Source organism: Gordonia sp. Swx-4, from assembly GCF_030316175.1.
GTDB lineage: Bacteria > Actinomycetota > Actinomycetes > Mycobacteriales > Mycobacteriaceae > Gordonia > Gordonia alkanivorans.
This window is the reverse complement of record NZ_CP128197.1, coordinates 4,891,736-4,905,739: the sequence shown is the minus strand read 5'-3', so window position 1 is coordinate 4,905,739 and position 14,004 is coordinate 4,891,736. Positions and strand designations below refer to the sequence as shown.

The 14,004-nt window shown below is 66.0% G+C and carries 14 protein-coding genes and 1 pseudogene; 8 read left to right on the top strand and 7 right to left on the bottom strand.

Going from position 1 to position 14,004, the window contains the following annotated elements:
• The first annotated feature begins 37 nt into the window (after positions 1 to 37).
• Complete coding sequence (locus PWF70_RS22205) at positions 38 to 784, top strand: SDR family NAD(P)-dependent oxidoreductase (protein ID WP_006357970.1); 747 nt, start codon at positions 38 to 40, stop codon at positions 782 to 784.
• Positions 785 to 888: 104 nt separating this feature from the next.
• Here the strand turns inward: PWF70_RS22205 and PWF70_RS22200 are convergent, their stop codons facing one another.
• Positions 889 to 1,596 carry a histidine phosphatase family protein gene (locus PWF70_RS22200; protein ID WP_006357969.1) on the bottom strand — a complete coding sequence of 236 codons (708 nt, stop codon included), beginning with the start codon at positions 1,594 to 1,596 and terminating at the stop codon, positions 889 to 891.
• A gap of 135 nt (positions 1,597 to 1,731) precedes the next feature.
• Between PWF70_RS22200 and PWF70_RS22195 the strand changes: the two genes are divergently transcribed.
• On the top strand, positions 1,732 to 2,148 hold the full coding sequence (locus PWF70_RS22195; protein WP_006357968.1) for a VOC family protein: 417 nt from the start codon (positions 1,732 to 1,734) through the stop codon (positions 2,146 to 2,148).
• Positions 2,149 to 2,160: 12 nt separating this feature from the next.
• On the opposite strand, the gene PWF70_RS22190 is transcribed toward PWF70_RS22195, so the two are convergent.
• Positions 2,161 to 3,222: a sigma-70 family RNA polymerase sigma factor gene (locus PWF70_RS22190; RefSeq protein ID WP_006357967.1), complete on the bottom strand. Its 1,062-nt coding sequence runs from the start codon at positions 3,220 to 3,222 to the stop codon at positions 2,161 to 2,163.
• A gap of 669 nt (positions 3,223 to 3,891) precedes the next feature.
• Here PWF70_RS22190 and PWF70_RS22185 point away from each other — a divergent pair.
• Positions 3,892 to 5,055: an ROK family transcriptional regulator gene (locus tag PWF70_RS22185; RefSeq protein WP_035753835.1), complete on the top strand. Its 1,164-nt coding sequence runs from the start codon at positions 3,892 to 3,894 to the stop codon at positions 5,053 to 5,055.
• A 35-nt stretch (positions 5,056 to 5,090) separates the two neighbouring features.
• Here PWF70_RS22185 and PWF70_RS22180 read toward each other — a convergent pair whose 3' ends face one another.
• Entirely contained in the window at positions 5,091 to 5,936 is an 846-nt protein-coding gene (locus tag PWF70_RS22180) for an ABC transporter permease (protein ID WP_042377106.1), read from the bottom strand.
• Entirely contained in the window at positions 5,936 to 6,952 is a 1,017-nt protein-coding gene (locus PWF70_RS22175) for an ATP-binding cassette domain-containing protein (RefSeq protein ID WP_006357964.1), read from the bottom strand. Before PWF70_RS22175 ends, PWF70_RS22180 begins: the two co-directional genes overlap by 1 nt.
• Before the next feature lie 284 nt (positions 6,953 to 7,236).
• Here PWF70_RS22175 and PWF70_RS22170 point away from each other — a divergent pair, with 284 nt between their 5' ends.
• The 4 genes from PWF70_RS22170 to PWF70_RS22155 are packed head-to-tail and all read left to right on the top strand — an operon-like array spanning position 7,237 to position 10,290.
• A complete protein-coding gene (locus tag PWF70_RS22170) occupies positions 7,237 to 7,638 on the top strand; it encodes a TOBE domain-containing protein (protein WP_042377121.1) in 402 nt (133 codons plus the stop codon).
• A 32-nt stretch (positions 7,639 to 7,670) separates the two neighbouring features.
• Complete coding sequence (modA, locus tag PWF70_RS22165; protein ID WP_006357962.1) at positions 7,671 to 8,375, top strand: molybdate ABC transporter substrate-binding protein; 705 nt, start codon at positions 7,671 to 7,673, stop codon at positions 8,373 to 8,375.
• A gap of 2 nt (positions 8,376 to 8,377) precedes the next feature.
• The gene (locus PWF70_RS22160; RefSeq protein ID WP_085948631.1) at positions 8,378 to 9,199 is read left to right on the top strand and encodes an ABC transporter permease; all 822 of its coding nucleotides are present in this window, start codon (positions 8,378 to 8,380) and stop codon (positions 9,197 to 9,199) included.
• A complete protein-coding gene (locus PWF70_RS22155; RefSeq protein ID WP_006357960.1) occupies positions 9,196 to 10,290 on the top strand; it encodes a sulfate/molybdate ABC transporter ATP-binding protein in 1,095 nt (364 codons plus the stop codon). The genes PWF70_RS22160 and PWF70_RS22155 overlap by 4 nt, the downstream gene beginning before the upstream one ends.
• 215 nt (positions 10,291 to 10,505) lie before the next feature.
• Here PWF70_RS22155 and PWF70_RS22150 read toward each other — a convergent pair whose 3' ends face one another.
• The 3 genes from PWF70_RS22150 to PWF70_RS22140 all read right to left on the bottom strand — a co-directional run bounded on the left by PWF70_RS22150 (position 10,506) and on the right by PWF70_RS22140 (position 12,719).
• Positions 10,506 to 11,027 (bottom strand): hypothetical protein, encoded by a 522-nt coding sequence (locus PWF70_RS22150; RefSeq protein ID WP_006357959.1) that lies wholly within the window; start codon positions 11,025 to 11,027, stop codon positions 10,506 to 10,508.
• A 189-nt stretch (positions 11,028 to 11,216) separates the two neighbouring features.
• The gene (locus PWF70_RS22145) at positions 11,217 to 12,347 is read right to left on the bottom strand and encodes a hypothetical protein (RefSeq protein WP_230461858.1); all 1,131 of its coding nucleotides are present in this window, start codon (positions 12,345 to 12,347) and stop codon (positions 11,217 to 11,219) included.
• A gap of 51 nt (positions 12,348 to 12,398) precedes the next feature.
• Complete coding sequence (locus tag PWF70_RS22140) at positions 12,399 to 12,719, bottom strand: hypothetical protein (RefSeq protein ID WP_230461857.1); 321 nt, start codon at positions 12,717 to 12,719, stop codon at positions 12,399 to 12,401.
• Between the two features lie 282 nt (positions 12,720 to 13,001).
• Between PWF70_RS22140 and PWF70_RS22135 the strand changes: the two are divergent.
• Positions 13,002 to 13,943, top strand: a pseudogene (locus PWF70_RS22135) (sulfate/molybdate ABC transporter ATP-binding protein); the annotation flags it as partial.
• Between the last annotated feature and the right edge of the window lie 61 nt (positions 13,944 to 14,004).

Sequence of the window (14,004 nt, the reverse complement as noted above, 5' to 3'; positions counted from 1 at the left end):
CTCGATTCCGGGCAGACAGAGATACGGGGACAAGTGCATGAGTGAAGTGTCGAACACCCGGGCCGCGTTGGTCACCGGCGCATCCCGGGGAATCGGGGCGGCCATCGCCGAGAAGTTCGCGGCCGACGGCTGGGACCTGACGATCAGTGCCCGAGGTCGGGAAACGTTGGAGAAGAAGGCGGCCGAGCTCCGCGAGCACGGCGCAGGTCGGGTCGAGGTCGTCCCGGCCGACATGACCGACACCGACGCGATCACCGCGCTCGGTGCCGCGCACGCCGACGCCTTCGGGCGCTGCGACGCGTTGATCATCAACGCGGGCATGGGGTCCAAGGGCGCGGTGGCGGAGATGCCGGTCAAGCGTTTCGACCGTCTCTACGAGGTCAACGTGCGGGCACCGTACATCCTGCTGCAGGCGGCACTCCCGACGCTGCGGGCAACCGCGGAAACTTCAGGTGCTGCGAAAGTCATCGCGGTGGCATCGATCACCGGTGTCTACCCGGAGCCCGAACTCTCCGCCTATGGTGCGACCAAGGCTGCGCTGATCTCACTGTGCGAGACGTTCAACCTCGAGGAGTCGGAGAACGGCGTCAGCGCGACGACGATCGCGCCGGGCTACGTCAACACCGACATGACCGACTGGCTCAAGGACCGCATCCCGGCCGACGAGATGATCACGGCCGCAGACGTTGCTGTTGTCGCACACTCGATCACGCAGCTGTCGCGGTACGCGGTGCTCCCGAACGTGGTGCTCACGCGTCCGGGCACGAATCTGCATCGGGCGTAACGAGCTTCAACACAGGCGAGGAGCCGCGTCGAATCTCCCTGCGACGGGGGTGGTTCGACGCGGCTCCTCGCTTGCGTTCGTCTACTGTTGCGCGGCCGTAGGCCTCAGCGCACGGTCGAGACCCCGCCCTCGCGGTCGGAGAGGTGTCCGTGTTCGTTGAACGACACGACGGAGACGCCCTGGCGGCCCACGATGAGCTTGGTGATCGACGCATTGACCATGGTGCGCGCCATCGCCGGCCAGTTCTCGTCGGGGATTCCCCACAACTGGGCGATCCACTGGGTGATGGTCCCCGCGGAGGACACCACGAGAACGGTCTGGCCGGAACCCGCCACCTCGGCTGCCCGCGCCGCGGCGTCGTGCACGCGTGCCTTGAACTGGGGGTAACTCTCGGCGGGACCGCCGTCGGGACCCGGATCCGGCTCGTGATCGCCGGCGGCGATCCATCCCGCCAAACCCTTGTCGAGCTGCTGCTGGTAGGCACGGTTGTCGTGGTACATCTCGGGCGAGGCGTGCCCCACCAGTGCGGGCAGCGAGTACTCGTTCCAACCCGCGTCGACGTTGGCGTCGGGGCGGGATTCGAACCTACCGAGCACGCCGTTCAGTGTCTGGCTCTGCCGAACGAGGTCGCCGCTGACTGCTGCGGTGAACCGCTCCACCTGGCCGGCAAGGAACGACCCGGAGAGCGCGGCCTGGGTATCGCCGGTGGCGGTGAGTCCGCCGGGTCCGTTCCGGAGGTCGTCGGTGGCGTCGGATACGCCGTACGCCAACGCATTAGCCTGACCGTGCCGCACAAGATAGATGACGCCCATGAGTGAACATTATTCGATGGCGATGAATTCGTTTGCGGGGGCTGGTCTGTATTGGGTGAGGCCCCCTCCCGGCCGGCGATTCGCACGCGCTCGGGCGGTGGGGCCGAGAGACCCGATCTCGACTGGAGGCCGCCTGTGGCACCGATGCTCTTCGTCAATCTGCCGGTCGCCGACGTCGCGCGGTCACGACGGTTCTTCGGCGCGCTGGGCTTCCGGTTCGACGAGATGTTCTGCGATCCGGCCACGGTGTGCATGCCGATCAACGACACCGCGATGGTGATCCTGATGCAGCGCCGACGCTTCGAAGGGTTCGCGGCCATGAGCATCGCCGACCCCGCGCGGGGGCGAGAGGCTCTCGTCTCGTTCTCCGCCGACAGTCGAGAGCACGCCGACCGCCTCGTCGGCACGGCACTGACCGCCGGGGGCACACCGCTTCGTGAACCCGAGGACTTCGGGTTCATGTACTGCCACAGCTTCTGCGATCCGGACGGTCACGCCTGGGAGGTGGTCTGGATGGACCCCTCTCAACTGCCGCAGAACTCCGAGGATTGACCGGCGTCGACGTCAGTGCCAGGGGCTCGGCGCAGTTCGTGCGGGTGCGTCGTACGGAGTGGCGGGTAGCCCGAACCTGGCGAAATCCTCTTCCATGGTGTCGCTGAAGAACGCCACCACGTAACCGACCTTCTTCGCCTGCGCATCGATGTCGAGGACCTGGAGCTGGAACGGCCGATGGACGCCGTCGGGTTCGCGCATGTACAGACCGAACGCGGGCTGTCCGTTGGCGACCGTGGGCAGCAGGATCTGGTCGCCGGCCTTCTCCGCGGGGCAGTTCTTGCGGATGAGGGTTCCGATGGCCTCCGGGCCCTGGTACCAACCGGTGAATGGCGGCATCTCCCAGATGGCCTTGTCGGTGAACATCTCGGCGATCGCATCGACGTCGTAGCGCTCGAAGGCCGACACGTACCGGGCGAGCAGCTCCCGTTTGGCGTCGTCGTCGAGGACCGACGAGTCCGCACTCGCCGACTCCGCCTGGGGTCGTGCGGTCTTGAGCTGCTCGCGGGCGCGCTGCAGGAGACTGTTGACGGTCGCGGTGGTGACGCCGATGGTGTCGGCGACCTCGGCCGCCCGCCACTGCAGCACGTCACGCAGGATCAGCACCGCGCGTTGTCGTTCCGGTATGTGCTGGAGGGCGGCGATGAACGCCAGCCGGACCGATTCCCGTGCGCCGACGACGAAGGCGGGGTCGGCGGCGTCACCGGGGGTGATCTCGTCGACGGTGCCGGCGTACGGCTCCAGCCATGGCACCTCATGGTTCTGGAGCAGGTCGTCGGTGGGATCGAAGGCGTCGCCCCCGAGCCCGGACGGAAGTGGGCGACGCTGAGAACTCTGCAGCGCGGTGAGGCAGGTGTTGGTCGCGATCTTGTGCAGCCAGGTCCGCACCGAGGAACGGTGGTCGAACTTGGCATAGCCGCGCCATGCGCGCAGGAAGGTCTCCTGGGCGAGGTCCTCCGCGTCGTGGTGGGAGCCCATCATGCGGTAGCAGTGGGCGATGATCTCGCGACGGAACGGTTCGGCGATCTCGAGGAACTCGGCGTCGGAGACGGACTCGCCCGCGGTTGTGGTCATGCTCACAATTTACCGTCGATCACCGACACACTCGACTCGGTGGAACAACCGACCTCGGTCCGCTCGGCGATGGGCCGCAGGTCGGGTAGCCGCAGGGTGTCGGTGTGGAACCACAGAGGGTGCAACCCGGGTACGACGTCGCGGACGTGCCTGAACTCGCCGGTGAACGCGTAGTCGCGTGGGTATCGAAAACTCCGTCACCTGGAGGAACGGGCTTGCCGCCGCGGCGTCGGCGTTGCTAACTTGATCGACATGACGAGTGTCGACCGCAACCTGTCGGAGGTCACCTATGTGACCACCGCTCTGGGCTGCCGTCTGCCGCTCGCTCGCGTTCTCTGTTGTTGTCGTCGAATGCGCTGAGCCGACGCCTCGTCCGGGGTGTCGCTCCAAGTCTCTTTTCCGAGCACTTCAGCCACCCTGCCCCGCCCTCTGAGCGCGGGGTTTTCGACGAGGACGATCATGACTGCAATTCTTCCTGAGATCTCCGGCCGTACCCTGCGTACCGCGCCCACTCCGCTGACCCGGCGACCTGCATCGCGGCCGGTGCGCCGCGGACCGCAGGTCAACCGCCAACCCGTACCGTTGTCATCCGTACCTTCGTCGGTGCCGTCGCCCCGGCTCCCGGGATCGACCGCGGACCGACGCGGCGTGAAGAAGGGGGATCAGCGGGTGCACGTCTCGACGCCGCGCCTCGAGCTCTCGAACAAGCCGGCCGCGCTCGTCCTCCGGGCCGCTCGCTTGGCCGGCCCCCTCTTCCGCGATGATGCCGCCGAGCGCACCGGTCTGAGTATCTCGACGGTCAACCGCCAGGTCAGCGCTCTGCTGAAGGCTGGTCTGATCCGCGAACGCGCCGACCTGGCCCCGTCGGGAGCCATCGGTCGTCCGCGTCTGCCCTTCGAGGTCAACCTCGCCGAGTTCCTCACCCTCGGTATCCACATCGGATACAAGGTCACCTCGATCACCACCCACGATCTGCTCCACCGCGTGGTCGGTGCCATCCAGATCCCGACGCCGGAGGCCGACACCCCCGAGGAGACCCTCGCCGCGATCGGCGTGAGCGCTCGTCGATTCGCCGAGCGGTGGACCGGGAAGCGCGTGCTCTGGGTCGGCGTGGCGCTCGGTGGGCGTGTCGCCGATGGCGGCATCGTCGATCACCCCCGTCTCGGATGGGAAGGTGCGCCCGTCGGCCGGGTGATCGCCGAGGCCGTGGGCCTGCCGGTGTCCGTCGCCTCGCACGTCGAGGCGATGGCAGCCGCCGAGCTGGTCCTCAACCCCGTCGACGAGCAGTCGAGCTTCCTGTACTTCTACGCCCGCGAGATGCTGGGCATCGCCTTCAGCGTCGGCGGCACCGTCCACACCCCGACCGCGGGACCTCCGGTCATCGGACACTTCCCGACCGGCGCCACCACGCTGCTCGATCCGCACCGCACGGGTCGACTCGAGCCCGCGGTGAGCGACACCGGGATCGTCGAAGCCGCTCGGGCGCTGGGTCTTTCGGTGACCGACGTCGAAGGTCTGCACGGCCTGGCCCGTGCGGGTGACGCGACCGCGCGCGCCCTCTTCGAAGAGCGCGCCGAGGTGCTGGGCCGCACGGTCGGTCTGATCGCCGACATCTTCAACCCGGACCACATCATCCTCGGCGGTCAGGCGTTCACCGACTACCCGACCAGTCTTCCGACGGTGGCACGCGCGGTTCGGGAGACCTCGATCGTCGCCAAGCGTGATGTGCGAGTGTCGCATTCGGGAGCCACGGTGCAGCAGCAGGCGGCCGGCGCGGTCTCCCTGGACGCGATCTACAGCGACCCGCTGCAAGCGATCACTCTGACTGCCTGAACGGGCCGCTGTAGTCCCCTCGATGTCCTAGCGGCTCAGTCGATGGTCCGCTTGTTGTAGGCGCGTAGGGCGAACGGTGCGAAGACCAGGGTCAGCGCGACCGCCCAGATGATGGTCGAGATCACCGGATGCTGTAGCGGCAGCGCCGAACCCGGACCGAACTCCGGACCGTTGCCCCACAGCACACGCAACGCCTGGACGAGCGATGACATCGGATTCCATTCGGCGATCGTCCGCAGCCAGGTGGGCATCGGGTCGGTCGGGACGAAGGCGTTCGACAGGAACGTGATCGGGAACAGCGTCGAGAACATGAAGCCGTTCACCGCTTCCACGGTTCGCAGCCATGACCCGATGAGAATGCCGAACCAGATCATCGCGAAGCCGAACAGGAGTAGCAGGCAGTACGCGAGAACGGCGTCGATGAACGACCCGCGGATGCGCCAGCCGATCGCGAGACCGGTCAACGACATCACCACGATGCCGATGGAACTGTGCATGACACTCGCGATGCTCCGGCCGATCAGCACCGACGATCGCCGGATGGGTAGCGACCGGAACCGGTCGATGATGCCCTTCTCGAGATCGGCCGTGATTCCCGACGCCACGATGAACGCGGTGAACACGATGGTCTGGCCCATGATGCCCGGCAGCAGGAATTCCTTGTAGGAAGCGCTGTCGGTCTGGATCGACGCACCGAACACGTACGCGAACAACACGACGAACATGATCGGCTGGATCGTGACGTCGGAAAGCATCTCCGGCATACGTCTGGTGTGGATCATGTTGCGTTTGACCATGATCCAGGACTGTTGCCAGAGGGTGGTCGGATGGATGCGCGATGTGTTCGCGACCACCGCGTCTTTCTCAGCAGTGGTGGTCATCAGGCGATCTCCTCGTCGGTGGTGTTGGTGGTGTCCTCGGCGCGGTGGCCGGTCAGGGACAGGAAGACGTCGTCGAGGCTCGGGCGCGCGAGTCCGAAATCGTCGACGGCGATACCGCTTTCGTCGAACCAGGCGGCGACGCGGGGGAGGTCTCCGAGGCCGCCGGAGGCGGTGGTGAGCCGGCGAGCGGGGACGTCGACGAAGACCTCGGCACCGTTCTTGCGCAGCAGCGCCTCGGCCGCCGGAAGATCCTCGCCCCGGGACACGGTCAGCACGAGGCTGGCCGAACCGGCCTGTTCCTTGAGCTGCAGCGGCGTGCCGTGGGCGATGATCCGGCCCTTGTCGATGACGACGATGTCGTCGGCGAGCTGGTCGGCCTCTTCGAGGTACTGGGTCGTCAGCAGGAGCGTGGTCCCGTCGGCGACCAGGTCACGCAGGACATCCCACAGTTCCGAGCGGCTCCGCGGGTCGAGGCCGGTGGTCGGCTCGTCGAGGAACAGCACGGGCGGGGCGGCCAGGAGGCTGACGGCGAGGTCGAGTCGGCGGCGCATACCTCCGGAGTACGACTTGACGGGTTTGTTGCCGGCCTCGGTGAGGGAGAACTGCTCCAGGAGTTCGTCGGAGCGACGGGTCAGGGTCTTGCGACCGATGCCGTAGAGGCCGCCGATCATGCGCAGGTTCTCGCGACCGGTGAGGATCTCGTCGACGGTCGCGGCCTGGCCGGTGAGGCCCATGTTCTGCCGGACCAGGCCGGGCTGTTCGAGGACGTCGTAACCGGCGATCCGGGCGGTCCCGCTCGTCGGTGGTGACAGGGTGGTCATCATGCGGACAGTGGTGGTCTTGCCGGCGCCGTTGGGACCGAGCAGGCCGAGTACGGACCCGCGCGGGACCGTGAAGCTGACGCCGTCGACCGCGGTGAAATCGCCGAAGCGTTTCACCAGGTCGATGGCCTCGATCGCGACGTCGGGCGTCGCGAGGGCGCCGGGCGCGGCGGCGGGGTCTGTGACTGAGCTCATAACTCTCCACGGTATCGATGGGGTCTGACAAGGGCGAACGATTTTCCGGTGTCTCCGGGTGTAGATGGGGGACATCTCAGGGGCCGTCGGGGAACTCCGGTGTTCCTCGACATGACAGACCGTGACCCCCCACGGAACTCATCGGTCCGACGGCCCGAACTCCGACGGTCGGCGTGAGGTAAACGCTAAGACTTGAAGCTCACTTGAAGTCAAGAGGCGCTGTTGTTCCGCATCTGCGGATAGGTAGCCGGAGCTATCACGCAGATGTGGTTAGGGTGAACGTCGTGACCGCGATACGGATCAAGGATGCCGCGACTCTGCTCGGCGTCAGCGACGACACCGTCCGCAGGTGGATCGCATCCGGGGTGCTCGCACAGTCCGACGACGGCCCGGTCGCGACGGTCGACGGCGCCCGGCTCGCGGAGCTGGCGCGGGAGCGTGCTGTCGCGCCCGATGATGGGGTGCCTGTCGCGCGTTCTGCCCGCAATCGGTTCACCGGACTGGTCACCGAGGTTCAGGTGGACGGGGTCATGGCGCAGGTGACGATGCAGTGCGGGCCGTTCGAGGTGACCTCGCTGATGAGTGCGCAGTCGGCGCGAGAGTTGGCGCTGGAGCCGGGGTCGGTCGCGACCGCGATCGTGAAGTCGACCAACGTGATGGTCGAGACGAGCCGAGCCGATCGATGACGAGGTGCGTGATCTCCCTCGTGGTGGTCGGGATGCTGCTCGTCGCGGGTTGCTCGGCGAACGGGTCGGATGGGCGAGTCCTCGACGTCTCCGCCGCGGCGTCGTTGTCGAAGACCTTCACCGCGATCGCCGATGAGTTCGAGAGACAGCACGACGGTGTCGACGTCCGCCTGTCCTTCGACGGGTCGTCGACGCTCGCCAATCAGATCCGGCAGGGCGCGCCCGCCGACGTCTTCGCGAGTGCCGATCAGAGGAACATGTCGAAACTCGGCGAACTGGCCGTCGATCCCGAGATCTTTGCCACCAACACCCTGGTGATCGTCACCGCTCCGGGGAACCCGAAGAACGTCAGGTCCTTGGCCGATCTGACGAAGCCGGGCATCACCACCGTCGTCTGCCAGGTGGCTCAACCGTGCGGCGCCGCCACCGACACCGTGGTACGCCGCACGGGGATCACGATCGACGCGGTGTCGGAGGAGCAGTCGGTGAGCGCGGTGCTCACCAAGGTGGCGACCGGACAGGCCGACGCCGGGGTCGTGTATGTGACCGACGCCCGTGCGGCCGGTGACCAGGTGACCACCGTGAACGATCCGGCGTTCGCGACGGTCGTCAACGACTATCCGATCGCGGTGATCGCCGACGCCGATGACCACGAACTGGCCTCGCAGTTCCGGGACCTGGTGCTCGGCGAGGACGGTCGGCGGATACTGCGTGATGCCGGTTTCGGGGTGCCGTGACGATGCGCCGTCCCGGTCGCGTCCCTCGTGATCCCACCGGATTGCCGCTGTGGACATACAGTTTCGCCGCACTCGGTGTCGCGCTGATCGTCGTGCCGCCACTGGCTTTGCTGCTCCGGTCGCCGTGGGGCGGTTTCATCGAGCAGGTGACATCCCCGTCTTCGGTTGACGCGCTGCGGCTCTCGCTGATCACGGCCTCGCTCAGCACCGTCTTGTGTCTGATCATGGGAGTGCCGATGGCGGTGATCTTCGCGCGCCACGACGGCCCGTTCGTCCGTGTGCTGCGCTCACTGGTGTTGCTCCCACTCGTGCTCCCCCCGGTGGTCGGGGGCCTCGCGTTGTTGTACACCTTCGGGCGCCTCGGGATCGTCGGAGAACATCTGCACGACGCCGGTATCGATATCGCGTTCACCACGACCGCCGTCGTGCTGGCGCAGACCTTCGTCGCGCTGCCGTTCCTGGTGATCAGCGTCGAAGGTGCTGTGCGCGTGGTGGGTACGCGGTACGAGGAAGTCGCGGCGACTCTGGGTGCCGGACCGACCCGCACGTTGTGGAGGGTCACCCTGCCGCTGGTGGCGCCGTCGCTGCTCGCCGGTGTGGTCCTGGCGTTCGCGCGGGCGCTCGGCGAGTTCGGGGCGACGATCACCTTCGCGGGCAACGCTCCCGGTGTCACCCAGACGGCACCGCTGGCGATCTACGTGTCGGCGATCGACGACCCGCAGGCCGCGATCCCGTTGTCGCTTGTCCTGGTGGCGATCTCGCTGGTGGTCGTGGTGGGTGTGCACAGCCGACGACGACGCCGGACCGGGGCAGGTGTTCTGTGAGTGGCGAGGACCTGTTGGTGTCCATCGACCAGGCGGTGCCCCCGCTGACTGTGGAACACCGATTCACCGCAGGCCGTACGACTGCCGTCGTCGGACCGAATGGCGCGGGGAAGTCGACGATGCTGCGGGTGATCGCGGGACTACTGCGGGGGGACCGGGGATCGCGTATCAGTCTGGGCGATGAGGTGTTTCGTGACGATCGGGTGTTCGTGCCGCCGCATCGTCGGGGTGTGGCGCTGCTATCGCAGGATGCGCGGCTCTTTCCTCATCTGACGGTTGCGGAGAACGTGGCTTTCGCGCCGTCGGCGCAGCGGTTGACGCGTGCCGCGGTGGCGGAGAGGGTGACGCGGTGGCTGGCGGCCGTCGAGGTCGAGGAGTTGGCGGACCGGAAGCCCGACGAGCTGTCCGGTGGTCAGGCACAGCGGGTCGCCATCGCTCGGGCGATGGCCGCCGAACCACGGGTACTGCTGTTGGATGAGCCGTTTCGTGCGCTGGATGTCGATGTGGCGAGTCGATTGCGGGCCCTGTTGCGCGGTCTGCTCGCCGATCACGGCCGCACCACGATCATGGTCACCCATGACCCGGTCGACGCCCTCGGGCTTGCGGAGGACATCGTCGTGCTGGAACAGGGGGAGGTCGTCGAATCCGGCTCTACAAGACAGGTTCTGACCAACCCGGGGGCGAGGTTCACCGCATCGCTGTCGGGGCTGAATCTGTTCATGGGGCAGATCGGTGAGGACTCGACGGTCGTCGAGGAGTCAGGTAGTCAGGTGGTCGGGTCGGTCGGGGAGGACGTGCCCGTTGGTGGTCTAGGTGCAGGAACGCCGGCCGCGGCGACGTTCTCACCTCGTGCCGTCGCCGTGTATCTCGAAGAGCCGCACGGTAGCCCGCGAACAACGCTGCGCGCCATCGTCCGCGACGTGGTGCCCCGCGGTGATCATGCGGTGGTGAACACCGACGTCGGCGATCAGGTCGTGTCCGCCGAGGTCACCTGGGCGGCTGTTGCCGATCTGGGGTTGGTCGCCGGGCTCGACGTCGTGCTCGTGGTCAAGGCGAGCGAGGTACGCATCAGTGCGGTTGCCGAGCGGTGACTGCCGAACCTCAACTCGACTACGCGACTTCGATCGAAGTCTGGAAGTCGAGTTGACGTCTGCCGGATGCGGGCTGACAGGAGGTCTTACCGACTACGCGGTGAAGTACGCCAACATGAGGCCGGCAAGGAAGGCCAGTGCTGGATAGGTGAGCAACATCGAGACCACGCCAGTGAAGTAGGTACTCGGCTTTGTCCACCGATTGTCTTCTGCGTTCAATTGATTCGGGTCGTTCTGGTTTGCCATTGCTCTTCCATCTCGATGATTTCTCGTTCTACGTCGCCCCACGCTGCGACAGTCGTCGTTGCCGTGTAGATGGCCAGCGCAGATCCGAAGTCAGCCATCTGGTAAGACAATTGAGTCCGCCGGACCCGTAGATCGATTCCGCCAGACGTGTACTCCGCATCGTCAACACAACGGTACCCGTCGTCGAGTACTTGGTGCCCAAGTATCTCAGCGCCATCGAGAGGCGTGAAGTCCAGTGTCGTGTCAAGGCTTCCGAGGGGAATGGGCGGGACCTCGCCGAAACTGAAGTACTGGAGCACGACGTTCGCGACGAAAGGGGGTGTCGGCTCCTCGGCGCGGAGTAGTACCCGACTTGCGGAAGCCTGATGCGCGGCTTCTGGATCCATGTCGTACCAGAAAACTGAAGGTATGAATTCGAGTTCGGCTGTCACAGCGTGCAGCTTGGCCGTAGCGCCATAGTTGACGATTGCGTACTCGATCGCAGAGATCACTTCTCGACACCTACGAGGCGAGGAAATCGCCAAAGAAAAGCCCGGCGATGAATGCAACCCCTGTGGGAGCGCAAACCAAGGCATTCTTCAGCCAATCGGTTACGGCGACTCCGTTGTCGAGGGGAAGGCGGTTCGAACTGTGCCTCGGCCTGTCAGTACGACGTCTGTTCATCTGGTTTCCCCGTCCTATCAATCCATAATTGCTTGAACGCTGTCAGCGCCGGCCATACTGCCGATGGCAGCGCCGATGCCCGCCCCGATCGCGGTCCCAACTGGCCCGAAGAACGTTCCGACGACTGCCCCTGCGGCAGCGCCGCCGATCGCACCCCCAGCCGCAGATCCTGCGGTGACTGCCACGGCGTCGCCGAGGCTTTGGTCCCCGTCTCGGTACTTGCTGAACTCGTCCCATCCGGTGACAGCAACGCTGAGGACCTGGGAACCACGGAACAGTGCTCGCCCTAGCTTGTAATTCCGAGACACTTCTTCGGGGGTCAATCCGGACACTGAGCGAGAATGACGTGTCCCAGCGTATCGCTGCTTTTGGTCGAAGACCCACCCGATGTCCTGGCCTCGGCGCTCAATCGCGCCGAACGCCGCCGTCGCGGCAGCACTCTTCAGATCGATGTCGCCATAACCCATCGCGTTCAAGATGTACCTGGCCCGTGAGGGATCCATGCCGGCATGGTTGCCTTTCTTCAACTCGGCCAACTGCTCCGGCGTGACATCCATCATTCGTGTGAATCGGCCGAGTTGTTCAGGCGTGGCCGTGCCATCGCGTACCGCTTTGGCATCGCTTTCTGCGAGCGCGGCGTCGACGGCTCCTCGGTTCTTGCCAACGGAAGTGGGTGTGATGCCGCCGATCTCGCCGAGCGCACGACTGATCGCGTCCCGCGTCGCAGTCACCGTGTCATCAGCAGCAGTGGCGAGGCCTGACAGCGCGGACTGGTGCTCGAACGCTTCGCGGGCGTCGTACTCGGCACCATCCGGCGCACGGGCGGGATCGAAGTTGATCGCGTACCCACGGCTTCCGCGGTCGAGGATGTAGCCTCTGCTGTCGGCGAGTGCGGTCCGGCTTTCCAATGCGGTTATCGCGCTGCGAATGTTGGCGGCGCCGGTCTGCAGGACCTCTGCGAGGTCGCCGTATTCGTCGGCGGTGTTCCGGATCCATCGAGTGACGCCCTCGGCCCGGGTGTCGGCAGCGCCGCGCGCCTCCCCGTGCCATTGCCCGGACGTCAGATTCAGGACCGGATTGCCCGCCTTCGGTGCCTCGACCTCCAGATGGGCCTGCAGGCGAACGATGCCGAACGCTATCTGTGCCATGACCTCGGGCTCCCATGAGGCCACTTCGTCATAACTCGGAGGCATGAGTCTCTACTGCACCGACAACAGGACACTGAGCGGGACGACATGGTTCTTCTGGTCCCCTTGACGAGTGGGATAAGGTACTGCGTCCCGGATGCGGCCGGCGCTGTGACCGTCCGTCGCGACGGTGGTTTCCTTGGCGTCGACCACCAGTTCCGAGAACGCAGCCACTGCACCGGACGGGTTGGCAAGGGAGGTGGCGATGCGCTCGTCGGCAGTGGCCGCCACTACCGACATGTCAGCGGTCGCACCCTTGAAGGTGCCGGCCAGTTCGGCGAACGTCGACGACGTCCCCTCCAGGCCCGCATACGAGGACAGCTCGAGCGTCATCAGTCGCGACGCGCAGTTCGAGACGTGCGTCGCCGCGGTGTCGAGCGCTGATGGGTCAACAACCAAGTCCGACACAAATCCCCCCCTTTGATGTCGCAAACCACGATAGATGTGCGGTCGCCACCATAGTTCGGGAGGTCGCGGCCTTCGGATCTCTGTCCACAGGCGACCGGCGAACCTCAACTCGACACACAGACCTCGATCGAAGTCTGCCGGTCGAGCTGAAGTCTGCCGGTCAGTCGTTGAATGGCCCGTCGCGATGAGCTTCGCGGGGCTGATGCGGGGGACCGGGGATCGCGTATCAGTCTGGGCGATGAGGTGTTTCGTGACGATCGGGTGTTCGTGCCGCCGCATCGTCGGGGTGTGGCGCTGCTATCGCAGGATGCGCGGCTCTTTCCTCATCTGACGGTTGCGGAGAACGTGGCTTTCGCGCCGTCGGCGCAGCGGTTGACGCGTGCCGAGGTGGCGGAAAGGGTGACGCGGTGGCTGGCGGCCGTCGAGGTCGAGGAGTTGGCGGACCGGAAGCCCGACGAGCTGTCCGGTGGTCAGGCACAGCGGGTCGCCATCGCTCGGGCGATGGCCGCCGAACCACGGGTACTGCTGTTGGATGAGCCGTTTCGTGCGCTGGATGTCGATGTGGCGAGTCGATTGCGGGCCCTGTTGCGCGGTCTGCTCGCCGATCACGGCCGCACCACGATCATGGTCACCCATGACCCGGTCGACGCCCTCGGGCTTGCGGAGGACATCGTCGTGCTGGAACAGGGGAGGGTCGTCGAATCCGGCTCTACAAGACAGGTTCTGACCAACCCGGGGGCGAGGTTCACCGCATCGCTGTCGGGGTTGAATCTGTTCATGGGGCAGATCGGTGAGGACTCGACGGTCGTCGAGGAGTCAGGTAGTCAGGTGGTCGGGTCGGTCGGGGAGGACGTGCCCGTTGGTGGTCTAGGTGCAGGAACGCCGGCCGCGGCGACGTTCTCACCTCGTGCCGTCGCCGTGTATCTCGAAGAGCCGCACGGCAGTCCGCGAACGACGCTGCGCGCCATCGTCCGCGACGTGGTGCCCCGCGGTGATCATGCGGTGGTGAACACCGACGTCGGCGATCAGGTCGTGTCCGCCGAGGTCACCTGGGCGGCTGTTGCCGATCTGGGGTTGGTCGCCGGGCTCGACGTCGTGCTCGTGGTCAAGGCGAGCGAGGTACGCATCAGTGCGGTCGCCGAGCGGTGACTTGCAGACTGTAGGTCACGGACTCAGCATGGCGTCGCCGGTGCCGAATCTGAAGTTTGAA

Coding starts and splice junctions, on each gene's coding strand:
- PWF70_RS22190 (WP_006357967.1), bottom strand. CDS start 3,222: ATGACCACAACCGCGGGCGAGTCCGTCTCCGACGCCGAGTTCCTCGAG.
- modA (WP_006357962.1), top strand. CDS start 7,671: ATGCTGCTCGTCGCGGGTTGCTCGGCGAACGGGTCGGATGGGCGAGTC.
- PWF70_RS22145 (WP_230461858.1), bottom strand. CDS start 12,347: ATGGCACAGATAGCGTTCGGCATCGTTCGCCTGCAGGCCCATCTGGAG.
- PWF70_RS22160 (WP_085948631.1), top strand. CDS start 8,378: ATGCGCCGTCCCGGTCGCGTCCCTCGTGATCCCACCGGATTGCCGCTG.
- PWF70_RS22175 (WP_006357964.1), bottom strand. CDS start 6,952: ATGAGCTCAGTCACAGACCCCGCCGCCGCGCCCGGCGCCCTCGCGACG.
- PWF70_RS22200 (WP_006357969.1), bottom strand. CDS start 1,596: ATGGGCGTCATCTATCTTGTGCGGCACGGTCAGGCTAATGCGTTGGCG.
- PWF70_RS22180 (WP_042377106.1), bottom strand. CDS start 5,936: ATGACCACCACTGCTGAGAAAGACGCGGTGGTCGCGAACACATCGCGC.
- PWF70_RS22140 (WP_230461857.1), bottom strand. CDS start 12,719: ATGACGCTCGAGCTGTCCTCGTATGCGGGCCTGGAGGGGACGTCGTCG.
- PWF70_RS22205 (WP_006357970.1), top strand. CDS start 38: ATGAGTGAAGTGTCGAACACCCGGGCCGCGTTGGTCACCGGCGCATCC.